The organism is Brachyspira sp. SAP_772 (genome assembly GCF_009755885.1).
In the GTDB taxonomy this organism is placed as follows: Bacteria; Spirochaetota; Brachyspiria; order Brachyspirales; family Brachyspiraceae; genus Brachyspira.
Genome location: NZ_VYIX01000002.1, coordinates 365,522 through 383,734 on the forward strand (window position 1 = coordinate 365,522; position 18,213 = coordinate 383,734).

An 18,213-nucleotide genomic window follows, 5' to 3' on the forward strand; every position below is an offset into this window, starting at 1 on the left:
TAAAACCTTCATTTATTTAAATATTTGAGTGATGTCATTTATTGTTATAAATATAGCAAGCGTTATTAAGAATGCTGCCCCAAAGGCTTGTATTTTTGTAAGCACACTTCTATTAATTGGTCTTCTCATTATAAGCTCTATAAAAGAAAATACTATCATACCTCCGTCTACAACAGGAAGCGGCAAAAGATTCATTAAAAATAGTATTAAACTTATAGTAGCAGTAAAAGATAATATAGTTCTAATTCTATCAACACTAACAGATATTACCTGAGAAGAAAGCTGTATTATTCTCACAGGTCCTCCCAAATTCTCTCTTACTGAAAGCTTGCCAGTAAATAAAAGTTTTAATCCATTTACATAAGAAACAATGTATTTACCAGTTTCTTTAAAAGCTTCAGGTATAGATTTTGGAAAAGGTGTGCCTTCTATTTTTTCAACTTTTACAGGTGTACTCATAAACTCTATACCTAAACTTCCATAAGTACCGTTTTTTGATTCTACTTGTCTTGGTATAGCCTCTCTTGTTACTTCCTTACCATCTCTTAAAACAGTGATGGTAATTTTATTTAAAGCATTATCCATTATAAGAGGTCTGAAATCTGCTATGTTATCAGCACTTATATTGTTTACAGCTAATATCTTATCTCCAGCCTGAAGTCCAGCCTCTTCAGCAGCAGAATCTCTAACTACATTTTTTATAATCAAATCACCGCCAAAATAAAAACCTAATGCTCTCTCTCCGCTTAATGCTTTTAATATTTCTACTGAAGGTATAGATATATTTACTGTTTCAATGTTTCCATTTTCTGCAGATTTTCTATTTAATGTAAAGTTAATATTATCTGCATTTTTTTGTATTGCTTCTTCATTTATAAGCTTTAATACATCATTGTCATAATTAACTTTAGTGCCATTTACAGCTGTAATAGTATCTCCGCTTCTCATGCCGTATTCATATGCTAATGTGCTTCCAGATTTTGAATGCATATATCTAGCATCTTTAAATACGCTTATTGTTGGTGAATATAAATCTACTGTAGAAGGTATTGATACTAATATAACAAGAAGTAAAAAAGCAAATAAATAATTAAAAAATGGTCCTGCAAAATATACTATAATTCTTTTTAAAGGCGACATGCTTATAAAATCATCGTCTTCTACTTTTCCGTCTTCTGACATCTCTCCCTTAAACTTACAGTATCCTCCAAACGGTATGATTGACAATCTAAAATCTATTCCTTTTATAGTTCTTCTAAATATTATAGGTCCAAAGCCTATTGAAAAAGCTTCTGCCTTTATTCCAACAGCTAAACCAGCAAGTAAATGCCCCATTTCATGAACAAATACAAGTACACTTAATAATATAATAGCACCTATCCAACTCAATTTTGAGCCTCCTTTTAAATACTATCTTTATTGATAATTATTACTAATTAGTATATATTATATAATAAAATATTTCAATAGCAATGTATTAATATTTTTTAAATTTGAAAAATGATATATTATTTTTAATATATTTCAATAGGAATTATGTAAATTTATTTTTTATTTATATAAATTGATTTTTTTTATTAAATAATTTATAAATAATTATAGATAAACACTTCCCTGACGAAGCACTTTATTATTAATACAATCATATAAAGTAGAAGGAAGTTTTTTTTCAATAGTTCCGCAATTAACAATAAGATCAACTTTATCCTCATAAAGTTCTACAAGCTTATTGCCGTCATATATAACACCATAACCTGTAGGATTAGCAGAAGGAGCTACTAGAGGAGGGGTTAGTTGTAAAAGTTTTTCCATATAATTATCTTTAGGTATTCTAAGAGCTACAGTATCTTTTAGATATAGAAAATCTTTTTTGATAATTTCTTTTAGAGGCATAATAAAAGTAAGTTCACCCGGTATTTTTGCTTTTACTATATCAGGTATATTTTCTTGACAAAGTAGATTAATAAACTTAGAATCTTTTAAGAGTATAAGCAGAGGTTTTTCTCTTTCTCTCTCTTTTATTGAATATATTCTATTAATAGCATCAACATTAAAAGCATCAGCCAACATTCCATAAACGGTATCGGTTGGAGATATTACAACTCCTCCTTTATTTATAACTTTAGCAACCTCTTCTACAGCATATTCTATACTATCAGGATTATTTTTATCAAGTTTAATTACCATATAAGTATCCTCATTATTAATTACCTTCTAATAACTGTAGGGTGAATATATACTTTAGCAAAACCTCTTCTTTTAGCATTGTGTAAAGCAAGAAGTGAAGGGGCTATTTCTTTATCAAGATTATCATAATGATAGTTAGCCTTGTATGCAGTATATGCTATTCCAGCAGATACAGTATATTTTATAACTATTTCATTATACATTATTTCATTTTTATTTACCAATTCTTTTATTTGTTCTATTTTCTCTTCATAGAGTCTTATATCCATTCTCTTGAATGCAACCATAAATAAATTGGTGTCATATCTACATATAATGTCTTCTTCTCTAGTTGCATTGATTAATACTTTAGAAAATTGTAGTATTATCTCTTCTCCAGCCATTATACCAAATTCTTCTATAATGTCGTCTATGCCATCTATTGAAAAAGAAGCTAATATTATAGTCTCTTCATGTCTTACTGTTTCTGCTAATAATCTTTTAAATTGAACTAAGAATTCTTTTTTATTATAGAAACCTGTTTCCAAATCAATATTTAATATATCTTCATATTTCTTTTGCGATTCTTTATAAGACTGATAATTTTTGTTTGAAGTTTCAGTCATATTATTAAGAGCATTTTGTAAAGAATCTATTTGTTTTAGAGTTTTTTGATGTTCTATATACATTTTCTTTTCTTTCATTGCATTATGTACATTAACTATAAACTCCATTTCATCAAAAGGAGTAAATAAAAGCCCATCAATATCTAAAGCTATAGCTTCTTCTATAAACTCTATTTTTTTATATGGCGTACTTAATAATACTACAGGTATTCCTTTGGTATTTTCTTGGCTTTTAAAAGTATCCAAAAGCTGAAGCCCTTGAGAGTCACCTATATCTGCATCAATAATGATTAAGTCAAGTGATGTTTCGTTAGATATACTAATAGCTTGTGAACGTGATTTAGTTGATATTGGGTTATAATGTCTTTCTTTTAAAATATCAACTATTTTTTCTAATAGTTCTGCTCTATGTTCTATGACTAAAATATTTTCATTCATAAATAATACTTTATTAATTTTAGATATATATGTTTTAATATCGTAAATAAAACAAAATATATTAAATAAAAATATTGAAATTATATGTTTAAAATGTAATATATAATTCATAAAAAATTATATGAATATTGATTTTTTTAATAATTATCCGATAATAAAAATAAGTTTAAATAATAAGTAGATAAAAATTAATGAGAGTCTTGATATTATTATCGTTTTTATTTTTTATAGGCTGCCAAAGTGCCGTTATTATATCAAATGCTTCTGATGATAAAAATTTAATTAATATAAATAATACAAATGTTGTAAATAATGGACGATTTATATATGTTACAAATAATATAATATCCACTAATGATTTAAAAACTAATCTCTATTATCTACAATATACTAAAAGGGGAAAACTTTTAATATTAAAAAACCCTATATTATTTGATTCTAACAGCAGCATTGTAGATACAAATAAATATGCAGAAACTTTGAATTATGTATCTACAATATTAAATTTTACAAATGTTCTTGATGTATACATAGAAGGTCATATTGATTCTAGTGAAGTTAGATATATGGATAAGAACACAGTATATAATTTAAGCCCTACAAATAATATATTATATTTATATGATAGAAACAATGAGGCTGATTTGTCATATTTGCGTTCATTGGCAGTAAGTGATTTATTAACAGATAACGATAACAAATTAAAAGTAATAGGTCTTCAAAATTTAATAGACTATGGTACAAGAGAACAAAACAGAAGAGTTGAATTTGTTATAATAGAAAACTCTAATGATATGTATATGTATACCAACTATATATATAATTTATATTAAACTTTTTTATAATGAGCTTTAAAATTCTCATCAAAATAATAAATTATATCTTCGTCTTTTTCATGTGAATCATACCAAACCTGAGCAAAGTAAGGATTTTTCTTAGATAATATATCAAAGTTCCAAGTGTAGTCCGGCATGCATTCTTCGCACCAATGTCCAGCCTTTATTATAGTAAAGGGTGAAGCTTCAAATTCATGCCCTTCTGCACAAGACCATTTTAATTTTGTGTGTAAATCTCCTTTAGTCATGCTAGTGCTTAAAAGTTTACCGCCTCTAAACTCTGCAGCTTTTTTTAAATCCTCTAAATCTATTTCACTATCTTTTTTGCTCTCATCATAACCATGATTAAGAAGCTTAGCATTTTTTATATCAAGCAAAGACTTATAATCTATATAATTTCCTTCAGAGTCTTTATTTTCAAGAAGTAAATTAAAATCTTTCCATTTCTTAGGCAAATTATCAAAGTTTTCTAAACTTCCAAAATATGCAATTATTTTACAGTCTTCATTATTTCTACGCCAATATGTTGGAGAATTAGGGTGCGGCAAAAGTCTCTGTATAGCAAAGAATGATATTAAAGAAGGAGGTACTATTTTACCTAATGCATAATACCAATGAGTTCTCCCTATTTCATTCCAATAGTCAGCAACTGATTCTTTTTGATATGAGAATAATTCTTCAAGTTTATATCCATCGTAATACCAAAGACCGTGGAAATTTCTTGTTGCATTCCAATTAGGCTTCATATATTTTTTTGTAGAGCCTCCGATTAGCTTAAATCCGTCATTAAATGTATCATAACCAATGAGTCTGTTTTCTGCCTTGCTTCCCAAATTAAAACAGCCCTTCCAAAAATAATCATCTAAGCTGCCTTTAATATCTTCTTCAATTATTCTTTTCATTAAAAGTCCGCTGTCTCTTGCAGTTGCCCATTCAAGCGGTGCATTATAGCAAGTGTGGAACATTAGTCCGTCGCTCATGTTATCTGTAAGCATTCTATTATGAAGCATAGCTGTTTGTCTTATTATGGCTCTGTTTTCTAATGATGAATCAAGAACATATCTTTCGCCTTTTAGTTTAGAGAAAGAATAGGCATCATAAGGGCTTATAAGCAATGGGTCTCCAACTCTTCCCCAAGGGTGTTTTTCGTTTCTATTGCCATAAAGAGCTACTGTTGATATATGTACTAGTTTAGGTCGTTTATCTTTAGGCATTTCTTCTAGTATATCAACAATATTTTTAACCCCTACAAAATTAGTTAAATGTGCTAGTTTAGGGTATTTATCAGAATTGGGAGGAATAACTGCTGCAAGATTAAGCATATAATGGCTGTCTTTTATTAATTTCTCGCAGTCTTCTTTTTTGTGTAGATAACCTGTAACTATTTCTACTCTTTTGCCATACTCTTTTTTAAATTTTTCACCTGCTTTTTTACTTTCCTTTCTTACAAGCACTTTGACAAGTTCAATATCTTCTATTTCCATTAATTGTCTTAATGTTTCAAGTCCCATATTTCCTGTTGCACCTGTTAAAGCAATTATATATTTCATTTTATTATCCTTTTATTTCATTAAAAATTATATAAATATTTATAGACACTTTTTATTTTGTGTAGAATTATATACGAAAAAGTATTTTTTGTAAATAACTTGTAAAAATATGTAAAAATGAAATTATTTATAAATTATGATTATAAATATTGGAATTTTATTTAAAACCCCACCCTTTAAAATTTAAAGCCTATATTTCAATTAAAAAATTTATTTATATAAAATACTTAAATTATAAAAGCACACCCACCCAAGCTTTATTTAAATTTATAATGACTATACCGCACGGTGAATTCATTATAATATATTATTTAAATTAAATTGATAATTAAACTTATATTTTTAATATCATTTTGCGTGCGGTAATGAGATAAAAAATTTAAACAAGACTTGGGCGGGTACTAAAAATTCTAATAAAGTAATAAGTATCATAAAATTACAATTACAAATTTAAAACAAAAAAGCATAAAGGGCGGGACTTCAAAATAATTTTTTTTATTTAAGCAAATATATCAGTAAGCCTAAAATCACAAATCATCAAAATAAGTAATGTATAAATAAATCTTTCTGATACTTTTTCATTATTTTCGTTATAAAATTTAATGTTTATTTTTACTTTGTCTTTGTAATCAATTTTATTATTGGCATTTATTTTTATTTCAAAAGAATCTCCATTTTTTAAATTATAACTTTCAACTACACCAAAATCTAAATAATTAGGACTCATTAAATACCTAGCACCAAAAGCCTTAAAACTGCCATAAGATATTTCAATGTTTTGTAATTTGTTTATTTCATTTTCCAAATTATTTTTATCTAATTTTATTATAGTTAATTGATTTATTGGCTGACTAAGTTCATAATCTTCTAATTGATGCTTCCATTTATTTATAGTTTCATCGTCCATTTCTATAGGACTTGCTAAACTTATAAAGCTGTCATTATCAATTTTAACTTCTTCATCTTCGCAATTTGAATAGCTTCCGTCACCTGCATATCTGAATGTAGTTAAAAACAAATTATCTTTATCATATAAATTCCATATAAGTGAAGAAGAAAATTTATTCATTATAGGGTTGTTAATAAATACTTCTTTAAAAAAACTATAATTATATTTCTTTTCATACATTAATGATTTTGTTAACTTTAAATATAATTTCTTTATAATGTCAGGTATTTCTTTTTTTATATGCTTAATTTCTTCTTTTATACTTCCTTCTAAATTTTTAGGAGTAGTTTTTAATTCTTTATTATTTTTTATATCAAACAGCTTTACAGAATAATCATTATTTAAAATCAATTTATAATCATCATTAATAATTTTTTCACCTCTTGAATCGAGTCCAAAATTTGAACTAAACTTCAATTCTAAATCATCAATATCAAGTCCTATTTCTTTTGATATTTTATTATTTATTAAATAAAAAGCCTCTTCTTTCAATTCTGATTTTTTAGTTTTTGAATAAATATCATATAATAACTCAATACTATATTCTGTTGTTTTTACTGATGACAATATTATTAAGAAGAAATTAGAGTCTTTCTCTTTTTTGTATATTTCTCTTAAAGCTTCATCGCCTCCATACAAACTATAAACAATGGCAGAAGTTTCTTTATGTGTTCCTTTATAAATATTTTTAGCAAAAGTCAAAAAACTTTCTCTATCAAGTAAATTAATAATAGAGTCTATTTCAATAAAATTATAAATATCTCTTTTTAATTCTAAATATTTTAAGTATATATATTTTATAATTTTTTCATCAACTTCTCTTGATTTATCTTTTATTAATACATTACAATTTTTTATATAAGAAATTTTCTTCTCATCTTTTTTGCTTAACTTAATACTTTCTTCATATTTTTCAATAGTGTCAAATATTTCATAATTAACAGCTTCTTTCAAATCATCATAATAAATATTTTCTAATTTTCTTTTAGCTGATTGAACTTTTTTATTTTTTATTTCTGAAGCTATTTTATGAATCTCTTTTATATTTTCTTCTATTTTTTTTATTATAATTTTATTATCATTATCAAAAGCATATAAATATAAAATCCATTTCAAACTTAAATTATTAATAACCACATCATCAAAAATATTATCAATTATAACTTTATCATTAAGCTCCCAAGTATCAAGAGAAGCATATTCTTTGAAACTGCTATTATAAAACATAGCAACCATAGCATTAACGTTGCTTACATTCCATTTATCTAAAGGCCTATTAAAACTTTTAGCTTTCCAAAACATAGAATTCATACTTTTTACATTTGAAGTATCCCATTTATCTAAATCCTGATTGAAACTTTTGCAGCCTTCAAACATATTACTCATATTTTCAACCTTTGATATATCCCAATCATTTAAAGGCTGATTAAAGTTATGACAATCTTTAAACATAGCTGTTAAATGTCTTACCTTTGACATATTCCATTTATTTAAAGGCTGATTAAAATTGATACAATTTTCAAACATTTCTATTACTATTGCCAAACTAGATGTATTCCAATTATTTAAATTTTGATTAAAATTAGTACAACCCTTAAATATTCCATTCATATATTCAATATTAGAAGTATCCCATTTATCCAAAGGCTGATTAAATTCCTTACAGCCCTCAAACATATAAATTGCATTTTTTACTTTCGACATATTAAAATGATTTACATTCTGGTTAAATTTTTCAGCATATCTAAACATACATGATGAATTTTCTAAATTAGAAGTTTTCCATTTATCCAAAGGCTGATTAAAATTTATGCAGTTATAAAATAAAAGTTCCATATTCTTAACATTAGAAACATTCCATTTACTTATATCTTCATTAAAACTATAACAATTATAAAACATTCCTCTCATACTGGTAACGTTATTAACATTCCAATTTCCTATACCTGAAAAATCTTTCCTTAAACTTTCATGAAAAAGATTGCTCATATCTGTGATTAAACTTGTATCAATATCGCCTAAATAAATACTTTCATCTTCTACTAATTTTTGTAATTCTTCTTTAGTTTGAGGCTTGTATTTATGCATAATGTATTCCTAAATAAATATATAAGTGTTATTTTTTATAATATATAAACCTAAAATTTTCAATATAGACAATTTTTTATCTCAACTTTTCTCATAGCTATGTTCTGCGTATTTTATCAAAGAACCAAAAAGTGCAAATTAAAAAATTAGTATATACCTAAACAACTACATTTTGTCAATTTTTATATTTTGTAAATGTATTATCAACTTTTTTGTCGCTCAAAAAAGTTTTTACCCTACGGGTACGCTTCGCGAAAAACGCATATACTACGACTTAATATTTTAAGAATATATATTAAATGTAATATAATACCATAATTTTATATCAACTTTTAACTTTTATACCAAGAAGGAGGATTATTTTCCATAGGCGAATTTGAAAAAGCATATTCCATACTAACATTTTCTCCTAACTTCCAAGATTCTAAATCCTGATTAAAATTAATACAGTTATCAAATAAAAATGATATATCTTTAATATTAGACATATTCCATTTGTCTAAAGGCTGATTGAAACTTGAAGCCCCTTTAAACATTCCATGTATAGATTCAATATTACTCATATCCCAATCATTCAAAGGCTGATTAAAACTTTTAGCTTCCTCAAACATAGAATATAATTTTTTTACTTTGCTTATATTCCATTTGGAAATATCCTGATTAAATGAATATGCATTTTCAAACATCCTTTCCATATTTTCAACATTAGAAACATTCCAATTACTTAAATCACTATCAAAACTTGAACAATAAACAAACATAGAAGCCATATACTTTACATTAGAAACGTTCCAATTATTAAGAGGCTGATTGAATCTAGTACACCTGTAAAACATATATCTCATATTAATAACTTTAGATACATTCCAATTTTCTATATTATGATTAAAATATAAAGCATTATTAAACATATTATGCATATCTTCTACATTTGAAGTATCCCAAGTTTCTATGCCGTCAAATTTTTTAAGTTTTGAATTCTGAAATAATCCTGACATATCAGTTATTAAACTTGTATCTATTTTATTAAATTTTACTTTTTCTTTTATCAATTTTAATAATTCTACTTTGTTTCTAGGTTTATACTTTTCATTATATTTTAATTCTATTTTTTTAGATTTTTTATATTCTGTTATTATACTCTCTTTATTTTCAATTAGTTCTTTTAATTCTTTATAATAAATATTTTCTAATTTCTTTATAAAATCTTTAAGTTTATTATATTTAAGAACTTCTTCATACACTTCTTTTATATCACAGTTTTCAAGCATATTTAAAAGTTTTTTCCTATCATTTCCTTTAGAGATAAAATAAATATTTAATATAGATTTTATGTCTTTAAAAGAAGAAGCACCAGAAAAAAACTTCCAAGTAAAACAGCCTTCATTAATGATCCAATTTTCTATAGAATAATTAAAACTTTCAGCACCGCTAAACATAGATGCCATTCTTCTTACATTAGAAACATTCCAATTATTTATATCCTGATTGAAACTTTTAGCTCCCTCAAACATAGCAGTCATATCTTCTACTTTACTTACATTCCAATTATTAAGAGGCTGATTAAAATTATAGGCCTTTGAAAACATACTCCGCATATTTTCAACATTAGAAGTGTCCCAATTATTTAAAGGCTGATTGAAATTTATAGCTTTACAGAACATACATCCCATAGTAAATACTTTAGAAGTATTCCATTTATCAAGAGGCATATTAAAACTTTCAGCTTCAGAAAACATAAACTCCATATCTTTTACATTAGAAACGTCCCAGTCATTTAAAGGCTGATTAAATTTTTTAGCACTTGAAAACATGCCGAACATATTAGTAACTTTTGAAACATTCCAATTATTTATATTTGAATTAAAATTTATAGCCCCAGTAAACATATCAGACATATCTGTAACATTAGAAGTATCCCAAGTTTCTATGCCGTCAAAATTTAATCGATTGCTATTTGCAAATAAATATTTCATGTTGGTAATTAAATTTGTATCAATATCACCCAAATAAATATTTTCATCTTTCAATAATTCTTTTAATTCATCTTTTGTCTGAGGTTTATATTTTTTCATTGTTTAGTCCTTTTTATATTCCTTTAAAATATTTTCTTTATTTTCAATAAGTTCCTTTAATTCTTCATAATAAACATTTTCCAACTTTTTTATAAAATCTTTTAATTTATTATATTTCAAAACTTCTTTATACACTTCTTTTATATCGCAGTTTTCAAGCATAGAAAGCAATTGTTTTTTATAATTACCTTTAGCAATAAAATAAATTTTCAATATTGATTTCATATCATTATAAGAACTTGAAAAAATATCTTTAATATCACAAGATTTATTAATAGTCCAATTTTCTATTGACTGATTAAAACTTTCAGCACCGCTAAACATATATGACATACTAATTGCACTAAAAACATTCCATCTTCCAATATCTTGATTAAAATTCTTAGCATTAAAAAACATACGGATCATATATAAAACCTTAGAAGTATCCCATTTATCAAGCGGTTGATTAAAATTATAAGCATTTTCAAACATACTATACATTTTAATAACATTACCTACATTCCAAGTATTTATATTTTGATTAAAGTTTTTAGCGTTATAAAACATAAATTTCATATTTACTACATTTGAGGTATCCCATTTGTCTAATGGCTGATTAAAACTTTCAGCACCGCAAAACATACTACTCATATTTTTTACGTTTGAAACATTCCAATTATTGATATCCTGATTAAAACTTTTAGCTCCCTCAAACATACCAATCATTTTTTCTGTTTTACTTACATTCCAATTATTAAGAGGCTGATTAAAGTTATAAGCATTCTCAAACATAGTAGTCATATCTTCTGCTTTACTTACATTCCAATTATTTATATTTTGATTAAAGTTTTTAGCGTTATAAAACATACCTCGCATATTTACTACATTTGAGGTATCCCATTTGTCTAACGGCTGATTAAAACTTTCAGCTGCAAAAAATATAAACTCCATATCTTTTACATTAGAAATGTCCCAGTCATTTAAAGGATGATTAAATTTTGTGGCACTTAAAAACATACCTGACATATTGGTAACTTTAGAAACGTCCCAATTATTTAATGGCTGATTAAAAAGCTCACAGCAGCAAAACATACATTCCATATTAATGACTTTAGATACATTCCAACCATTCAAAGGCTGATTGAATTTTTTACAATGATCAAACATTCTAAACATATCCTCAACATTTGAAACATCCCATTTATCTAAAGGCTGATTAAATTTTTTAGCACTTGAAAACATACCTGACATATTAGTAACTTTTGAAACATTCCAATTATTTATATTACTATTGAAATTAACAGCATCAAAAAACATATATGACATATTCTCAACATTAGAAACGTCCCAACCTTCTATGCCTTCAAAATCTTTCCTTGAACTTTCATCAAAAAGATTGCTCATATCAGTGATTAAACTTGTATCGATATCTCCCAAATAAATACTTTCATCTTGTACTAACTTTTGTAGTTCTTCTCTTGTTTGAGGCTTGTATTTCATGACTATGTTTCCTTGCTGTTTTTTATGATTCTATATTATTTTATATATTTATCAATTTTAAAACTATATAACAAATAAATTTTGTATAAAGTTTTTAATACAATGACAAAGATTAATTATTGTATGACATTTCAATTATAACATTTGTCTTTTTTCAACTTTGGAGAAGCCAAAAAAGTTGATATAATTTTTTAATTTATCTAATAATATAACAATTTTGCTTTTTTGTTTTATTTTGAATCCCCGCCCTTTTAAATTTATAATATTAATTTCAATTAAAAATTTTATTTATATTAAAAGCCAAATTAGAAAAAGCACACCCGCCCAAACTTTATTTAGATTTATAACTCCAATACCGCACGGTAAATGCATTATAATATATTATTTAAATTGAATTAATAATTAAACTTATATTTTCAGATTCGCTCACCGTGCGGAAAATAATGCCTTAAAAATGTAATAAAAAAAACAAGAACACCATTTTTAAGCAGCATTCTTGTTTTATATCTTTTATTTACTTAAATAATAAATTTATTTTCTGTTAGATTTGAGCCACTCTTCGTTTATCTTTATCACTTCCATAACAGCACTCTCGCTAGGGCTTCCTATCATTGTCTTGTTAGAAACCTGAGCCTCTGGAGTTATACAAGCATAAATATCATCTTCAAACAAATTAGACTCTTTTTTGTATTCTTCTATTGAAAGAGTAGAGAGATTTTTGTTGTTATTAATTGAGTATACTACGAGACGTCCAGAAACTCCATGTGCATCTCTAAAAGGCATACCCTTTCTTACGAGATAATCGGCAACCTCAGTAGCATTCAAAAATCCTTCATTAACAGAATTAAGCATATTCTCTTTATTAACTTTCATTGTTTTTAATACATTAGGAAGTATAGATAAACAATTTTTTACATTCTCTAAAGAATCAAATATACCTTCTTTGTCTTCTTGCATATCTTTATTGTATGCTAAAGGCAGAGATTTCATCACTGTTAATATTGAAAATAAATTACCGTAAACCCTTCCTGTCTTTCCTCGAATAAGTTCAAGTATATCAGGATTTTTCTTTTGAGGCATTAAACTTGAACCTGTTGTAAACTCATCATCAAACTCTACAAACTTAAACTCAGAAGTAGAATATAATATTAGCTCTTCAGAAAAACGGCTTAAATGCATCATTATTATTGATAAAGCAGATTCCACCTCAATAACAAAATCTCTGTCAGATACAGCATCAAGAGAGTTTAGCATAACATTTTTGAAGTTTAGGGTTTCAGCAGTTTTTTTGTTGTCTATTTTGTAGGTGGAGCAAGCCAAAGCACCAGCACCCAAAGGCATAACATCTATTCTTTTGTAGGCATCAGTTAATCTGTCAAAATCTCTTTTAAACATCTCAACATAAGCACCTAAATAGTGAGCAAATGTTATAACCTGTGCCCTTTGAAGATGTGTGTAACCGCTCATGTAGGTTTTTGTATGATCTTTTTGAATGCTTATCAAAGTAGAAATTGAATCTAATATTAAAGATTTTATATTTTCTACTTTGTTTTTTAAATGCATTCTCAAATCAAGTGCCACCTGATCGTTTCTACTTCTTCCTGTATGAACTTTTTTTCCAACTTCTCCAATTCTATCAATAAGCCATCTTTCAACTTGAGTGTGAATATCTTCTAACTCAAAATCAAATTTAAGTTTATTATTTTCAATATCATCTAAAATTTGTTTTAGAGCATTTATTATAGTGACACTTTCATCAAAAGGAATTATTTCGCATTCACCAAGCATTTTTGCATGTGCTATGCTTCCTAATATGTCTTCCCTATACATCTTACAATCAAAAGATAATGATGAATTAAAATCATTAGCTTCTTTGTTAAGTTCTTTAGAAAAACGTCCGCCCCATAATTTTTCTTTCATAATTAATTATTTTAACCCCATTTTTTTAACTTGCTCTTTCATTAAAGCATTAACTTTTAAAGGAAGTCCGTAAAGAGTAATGAATCCTTGAGCATCATGGTGATTATATAATTCGCCTGTAGTAAAGCTAGCCAAACTTTGATTATAAAGTGAATAAGGAGAAGTAACCCCAGCAGGTATAATATTTCCTTTGTATAATTTTAATTTTACTTTTCCTGTTACAGTTTCTTGAGTGCTATCAACAAATGCACTTAAAGCCTCTCTTAAAGGTGTAAACCATCTTCCGCTATATACTAAATCAGTGAATTTATTAGCAACAACTTGTTTGAAATATAATGTTTCTCTATCTAAGCATAAATGTTCAAGTTCTCTATGAGCTGCATAAAGTATAGTTCCTCCCGGAGTTTCATATACACCGCGGCATTTAATTCCTACTACTCTGTTTTCTACTAAATCAACTATACCTACAGCATGCTTTCCGCCTATTTCATTTAAATATTTAACTAAATCAGAAGGTGAGAAAGTTTTTCCGTCTATTTTAGTTGGTACTCCTTTTTCAAATTCTAATTCTACAAACTGTCCTTCATTAGGAGCATTCTCTATAGTGTTTGATAGTTTAAGAAGTCTTTCATAATTAGGCATATTAGCAGGATCTTCAAGCTCTAAACCTTCATGTGATAAATGCCAAAGGTTCTTATCTCTTGAATAAGAATCATCTTTTTTCATAGGAACTTCTATATTTCTATCTTCCAAATATTTAATCTCTTCTTCTCTTGAAGATATATCCCATTCTCTCCAAGGAGCAATAATTTCAAAATTAGGAGCTAATGCTTTAACAGTTAATTCAAATCTTACTTGGTCATTACCTTTTCCAGTAGCTCCGTGTGCTATAGCAGTTGCACCTTCCTCTAAAGCAACCTCAACAAGTTTTTTTGCTATTAAAGGTCTAGCAGCAGAAGTACCAAGTAAATATTTACCTTCGTATGTAGCTTCAGCTTTAACTATAGGGTAAATATAATCTGTAACGAATTCATCTTCGCATTTTACTAATCTGTATTTTGCAGCCCCTGTTTTTAAAGCTTTTTCCTCTAAACCGTCAGTTTCTGTACCTTGACCCACATCCACACAAACAGCAATTACATCATAATCATAATTCTCTTTAAGCCATGGTATAATAACTGTAGTGTCTAATCCGCCTGAATAAGCTAATACTAACTTTTTTTTCATAATAAAATCCCTCGTATATTAAATATTTTTGTTATAAGCCTTAAAAATATTTTAACACAAAAATAAAAGACTTATAAATTGTTTATTGATGTATATTGTTTTTTATTATCTTAATTATTCTTTTACTATACTGCTCATTATAGCCATTTGAATATGCATCCTGTTTTCTGCCTCTTCATAAATATATTGAGAATTCATATTAAATACTTCTTCAGTTATCTCTTCACCTTTATGAGCAGGCAAACAATGAAGTGCTATAGCTCCTTTATTAGCAAGAGCAAATAATTCTTTAGTGAGAGTAAATCCTTTAAATGTATTAAGTCTTTTTTCTTTTTCACTTTCTTTTCCCATAGAAGCCCACACATCAGTGTACACTACATCGCTTCCGATTACAGCCTCTTTTACATCATTAACTATATCAACAGTACATCCAGTTTCTTTTGCTATGTTTTTAGCAGTCTCTATAGTTTTTGCATCTGGATTATAGCCTTTAGGAACTCCTACTTTAATATTAACTCCTAAAGAACTGCAGCCTGTTAAAAGACTATTACATACATTATTTCCGTCGCCTATATATGATAATGTTAAACCTTTTAACTTTCCAAAATGTTCTTTCATAGTAAATAAATCACCCATAACCTGACAAGGGTGTGAAAGATCTGTTAAAGCATTTATAACAGGCACTTTTGAATATTTAGCAAAATCTTCAACATCACTATGAGCAAAAGTTCTAATCATAATCAAATCACAGTATCTTGAAATAACATTAGAGCTATCTTCTATACTTTCTCTTTGTCCCAATATAATCTCATCTTGTTTTAATACAAAAGCATCTCCGCCTAATTTCTTCATTCCTATCTCAAAACTTAAACGAGTCCTTAAACTAGGTTTTGAAAAATACATAACCATAGTTCTATTTTTCATTATATCAATTTCTTCTCTGTTTCTTACTTTTGATTTTAACTCGAAAGTATAATCAATTAATGCCGATAATTCTTCACTTGTAAAATCTTCTAAATTAATAAAATGTCTTCCTGATAAATTAACTTTTTTCATATTTTTTACCATTTAAGTTTTTTATATTATTTTATTGAATAATACTATATACCGTTTATATAATATTGCAATATTTTTATTTTTATATTTTTAAAAAATAAAATACATAAAAAAACGTATAACATAAAACTATGTTATACGTTAATATTGTTTAAGATAACTTTATGTTTAATAATTATCTAATGTATCATTGATTATATTATTATTCATATCAATTATATCATTATTAGTATCCCCATTTGTATAAGAATATATAGGAGGGTCTTCTCTTTGTAAATAGTCAAACTTTGTAAATGCATAAGATAATTGTAGTCCAACACCATTAACCCATATAGATTCTTGTTTGCTTGTTACAGCCAAATCTAAGAATAAATCAAGAAATAATCTATCTTTCCAAGAAAATCCAAGCCCAGCATAAAGTCCTAATTTTGATACAAAATCAGTTTCAAGTGTTTCTATTATTTCTTTTTCAGCTGTTTCTCTATATAAAGAATATATATTCATATCTACGCCATATTTTATTCCAGCTCTAATTTCAAACCAATCTAAAGGTTTTATTGCAGTTCCAACGGGTATTTCTATATATGGAATAATACTTATTGCATTATGAACTAAATCACCTGTAGCTATTAAATTGCCTTGATCTATTGAATTATTAACATTATCATAAGCATTAGACATTACGTAAGTTGTACCTAGATTTGTTACATCTAATCTTAAACCTAATCTAGGTTCTGTTGTTAATTTTATTACTCTATCTATTATATCCCATTCTAAAGTTGGTGCAGCACTAATATCAAAACTCATATTAACATTATAAGTTTGATTGCTTTTAGCTAATCCGCCGCTTATTACTTTATCTATCTCATTAGCTGATATATTAGTTGCATTTAAAATAGAACTATTTTGATTATCTTTGTAAAGATCAAACTCTAACCCTAGATTAAAAGTTAATTTTTGCAAAGGTCCTGCTACTAAAGGCATAACAAACTCTGGATAAAATAATAATCTTACAGAAGTATCAGATAAATTTGTAGCTGTATTTATATATTGATTGTTAAATGTATCTTTTACACTATTATTTGTTATATAATTTTGTGAGTAATTATTTACTACTATACCTAATGGCAAATTTAATCTCATATCATTATTGAAATTAATTGCAACGGCTATTTCATTATACCACTGCGAGTTTGTAATATTATTTGTTAGATTTCCATAATTATTTGCATTAGTTTGATGATAATAAGTATATCCTTGATTAATATAATAGCCTCCAGATTTAGCTAATAAATAATGTATAGATATCATATCATTAATTTTAAATACAGGTCTAATAGCAAAAGAAGTATCTAAGTTCTTTTCTTCTCCAATTATTACTCTGTCAAGTACAGGTATATATTCCCTATTATAGTTCATATTTTGAGAATCTATAGAAAAAGCTCCTCCGATACCAAAATACATTTCATTATCTCTTATAGGTATTCCAAAATATAATTGTGCAGCATTTTGCATGCCATTTTTAAAACTAGGGGCATACATTCCTGAAAACAATGTTCTATCTAAATCAAAAACATCTTTTGACATTAATTTATCTGAATATGAAGACATTTGACCTGCTGTTGATCTTTGTACGGCTGAATTATCTAGATTAAATATTATGTCTTTAGTTGTATATAAGTTCTGGGAGAACAAATTTGAAAAAGAAAATATAATTATAAAAATTATAAATATTTTTGCATTATTCATTGATTTTTCCTAACTAATTATGTTGTATAATAAATATATAAAATTTTTGTT

Annotated in this window: 12 protein-coding genes; 1 reads left to right on the forward strand and 11 read right to left on the reverse strand. The window is 26.6% G+C overall.

Annotated elements, in window-relative coordinates:
* Window positions 1-12: 12 nt before the first annotated feature.
* The 3 genes from rseP to GQX97_RS06870 all read right to left on the reverse strand — a co-directional run bounded on the left by rseP (window position 13) and on the right by GQX97_RS06870 (window position 3,230).
* Window positions 13-1,389, reverse strand: coding sequence for an RIP metalloprotease RseP (rseP, locus tag GQX97_RS06860; protein ID WP_157151207.1), 1,377 nt, complete (start codon window positions 1,387-1,389; stop codon window positions 13-15).
* A 207-nt stretch (window positions 1,390-1,596) separates the two neighbouring features.
* Window positions 1,597-2,187, reverse strand: a complete 591-nt coding sequence (locus GQX97_RS06865) for an L-threonylcarbamoyladenylate synthase (protein WP_157151208.1) — start codon at window positions 2,185-2,187, stop codon at window positions 1,597-1,599.
* A 20-nt stretch (window positions 2,188-2,207) separates the two neighbouring features.
* Window positions 2,208-3,230 carry a diguanylate cyclase domain-containing protein gene (locus GQX97_RS06870; RefSeq protein WP_157151209.1) on the reverse strand — a complete coding sequence of 341 codons (1,023 nt, stop codon included), beginning with the start codon at window positions 3,228-3,230 and terminating at the stop codon, window positions 2,208-2,210.
* 191 nt (window positions 3,231-3,421) lie between these two features.
* Here GQX97_RS06870 and GQX97_RS06875 point away from each other — a divergent pair, with 191 nt between their 5' ends.
* Window positions 3,422-4,063: a hypothetical protein gene (locus GQX97_RS06875; RefSeq protein WP_157151210.1), complete on the forward strand. Its 642-nt coding sequence runs from the start codon at window positions 3,422-3,424 to the stop codon at window positions 4,061-4,063.
* On the opposite strand, the gene GQX97_RS06880 is transcribed toward GQX97_RS06875, so the two are convergent.
* The 8 genes from GQX97_RS06880 to GQX97_RS06915 form a co-directional block, all read right to left on the reverse strand.
* Window positions 4,060-5,616 carry an NAD(P)-dependent oxidoreductase gene (locus GQX97_RS06880; protein WP_157151211.1) on the reverse strand — a complete coding sequence of 519 codons (1,557 nt, stop codon included), beginning with the start codon at window positions 5,614-5,616 and terminating at the stop codon, window positions 4,060-4,062. The two genes, GQX97_RS06875 and GQX97_RS06880, sit on opposite strands and share 4 nt — an antisense overlap.
* 499 nt (window positions 5,617-6,115) lie before the next feature.
* Window positions 6,116-8,653 carry a BspA family leucine-rich repeat surface protein gene (locus GQX97_RS06885; protein WP_157151212.1) on the reverse strand — a complete coding sequence of 846 codons (2,538 nt, stop codon included), beginning with the start codon at window positions 8,651-8,653 and terminating at the stop codon, window positions 6,116-6,118.
* Between the two features lie 332 nt (window positions 8,654-8,985).
* Window positions 8,986-10,728 (reverse strand): BspA family leucine-rich repeat surface protein, encoded by a 1,743-nt coding sequence (locus GQX97_RS15225; RefSeq protein WP_157151213.1) that lies wholly within the window; start codon window positions 10,726-10,728, stop codon window positions 8,986-8,988.
* A 3-nt stretch (window positions 10,729-10,731) separates the two neighbouring features.
* Entirely contained in the window at window positions 10,732-12,210 is a 1,479-nt protein-coding gene (locus GQX97_RS15230; RefSeq protein ID WP_157151214.1) for a BspA family leucine-rich repeat surface protein, read from the reverse strand.
* A gap of 531 nt (window positions 12,211-12,741) precedes the next feature.
* Window positions 12,742-14,130, reverse strand: coding sequence for an argininosuccinate lyase (argH, locus tag GQX97_RS06900; protein WP_157151215.1), 1,389 nt, complete (start codon window positions 14,128-14,130; stop codon window positions 12,742-12,744).
* 6 nt (window positions 14,131-14,136) lie between these two features.
* Window positions 14,137-15,357: an argininosuccinate synthase gene (locus GQX97_RS06905; protein ID WP_157151216.1), complete on the reverse strand. Its 1,221-nt coding sequence runs from the start codon at window positions 15,355-15,357 to the stop codon at window positions 14,137-14,139.
* A gap of 114 nt (window positions 15,358-15,471) precedes the next feature.
* On the reverse strand, window positions 15,472-16,413 hold the full coding sequence (argF, locus tag GQX97_RS06910; protein WP_157151217.1) for an ornithine carbamoyltransferase: 942 nt from the start codon (window positions 16,411-16,413) through the stop codon (window positions 15,472-15,474).
* A 168-nt stretch (window positions 16,414-16,581) separates the two neighbouring features.
* Window positions 16,582-18,162, reverse strand: coding sequence for a hypothetical protein (locus GQX97_RS06915; RefSeq protein WP_157151218.1), 1,581 nt, complete (start codon window positions 18,160-18,162; stop codon window positions 16,582-16,584).
* Between the last annotated feature and the right edge of the window lie 51 nt (window positions 18,163-18,213).

Bases quoted from the DNA above. Each gene is read 5' to 3' on its own strand.
- GQX97_RS06865 (WP_157151208.1), bottom strand. From the start codon at position 2,187: ATGGTAATTAAACTTGATAAAAATAATCCTGATAGTATAGAATATGCT.
- GQX97_RS06870 (WP_157151209.1), bottom strand. From the start codon at position 3,230: ATGAATGAAAATATTTTAGTCATAGAACATAGAGCAGAACTATTAGAA.
- GQX97_RS06875 (WP_157151210.1), top strand. From the start codon at position 3,422: ATGAGAGTCTTGATATTATTATCGTTTTTATTTTTTATAGGCTGCCAA.
- GQX97_RS06880 (WP_157151211.1), bottom strand. From the start codon at position 5,616: ATGAAATATATAATTGCTTTAACAGGTGCAACAGGAAATATGGGACTT.
- GQX97_RS06885 (WP_157151212.1), bottom strand. From the start codon at position 8,653: ATGCATAAATACAAGCCTCAAACTAAAGAAGAATTACAAAAATTAGTA.
- GQX97_RS15225 (WP_157151213.1), bottom strand. From the start codon at position 10,728: ATGAAAAAATATAAACCTCAGACAAAAGATGAATTAAAAGAATTATTG.
- GQX97_RS15230 (WP_157151214.1), bottom strand. From the start codon at position 12,210: ATGAAATACAAGCCTCAAACAAGAGAAGAACTACAAAAGTTAGTACAA.
- argH (WP_157151215.1), bottom strand. From the start codon at position 14,130: ATGAAAGAAAAATTATGGGGCGGACGTTTTTCTAAAGAACTTAACAAA.
- GQX97_RS06905 (WP_157151216.1), bottom strand. From the start codon at position 15,357: ATGAAAAAAAAGTTAGTATTAGCTTATTCAGGCGGATTAGACACTACA.
- argF (WP_157151217.1), bottom strand. From the start codon at position 16,413: ATGAAAAAAGTTAATTTATCAGGAAGACATTTTATTAATTTAGAAGAT.
- GQX97_RS06915 (WP_157151218.1), bottom strand. From the start codon at position 18,162: ATGAATAATGCAAAAATATTTATAATTTTTATAATTATATTTTCTTTT.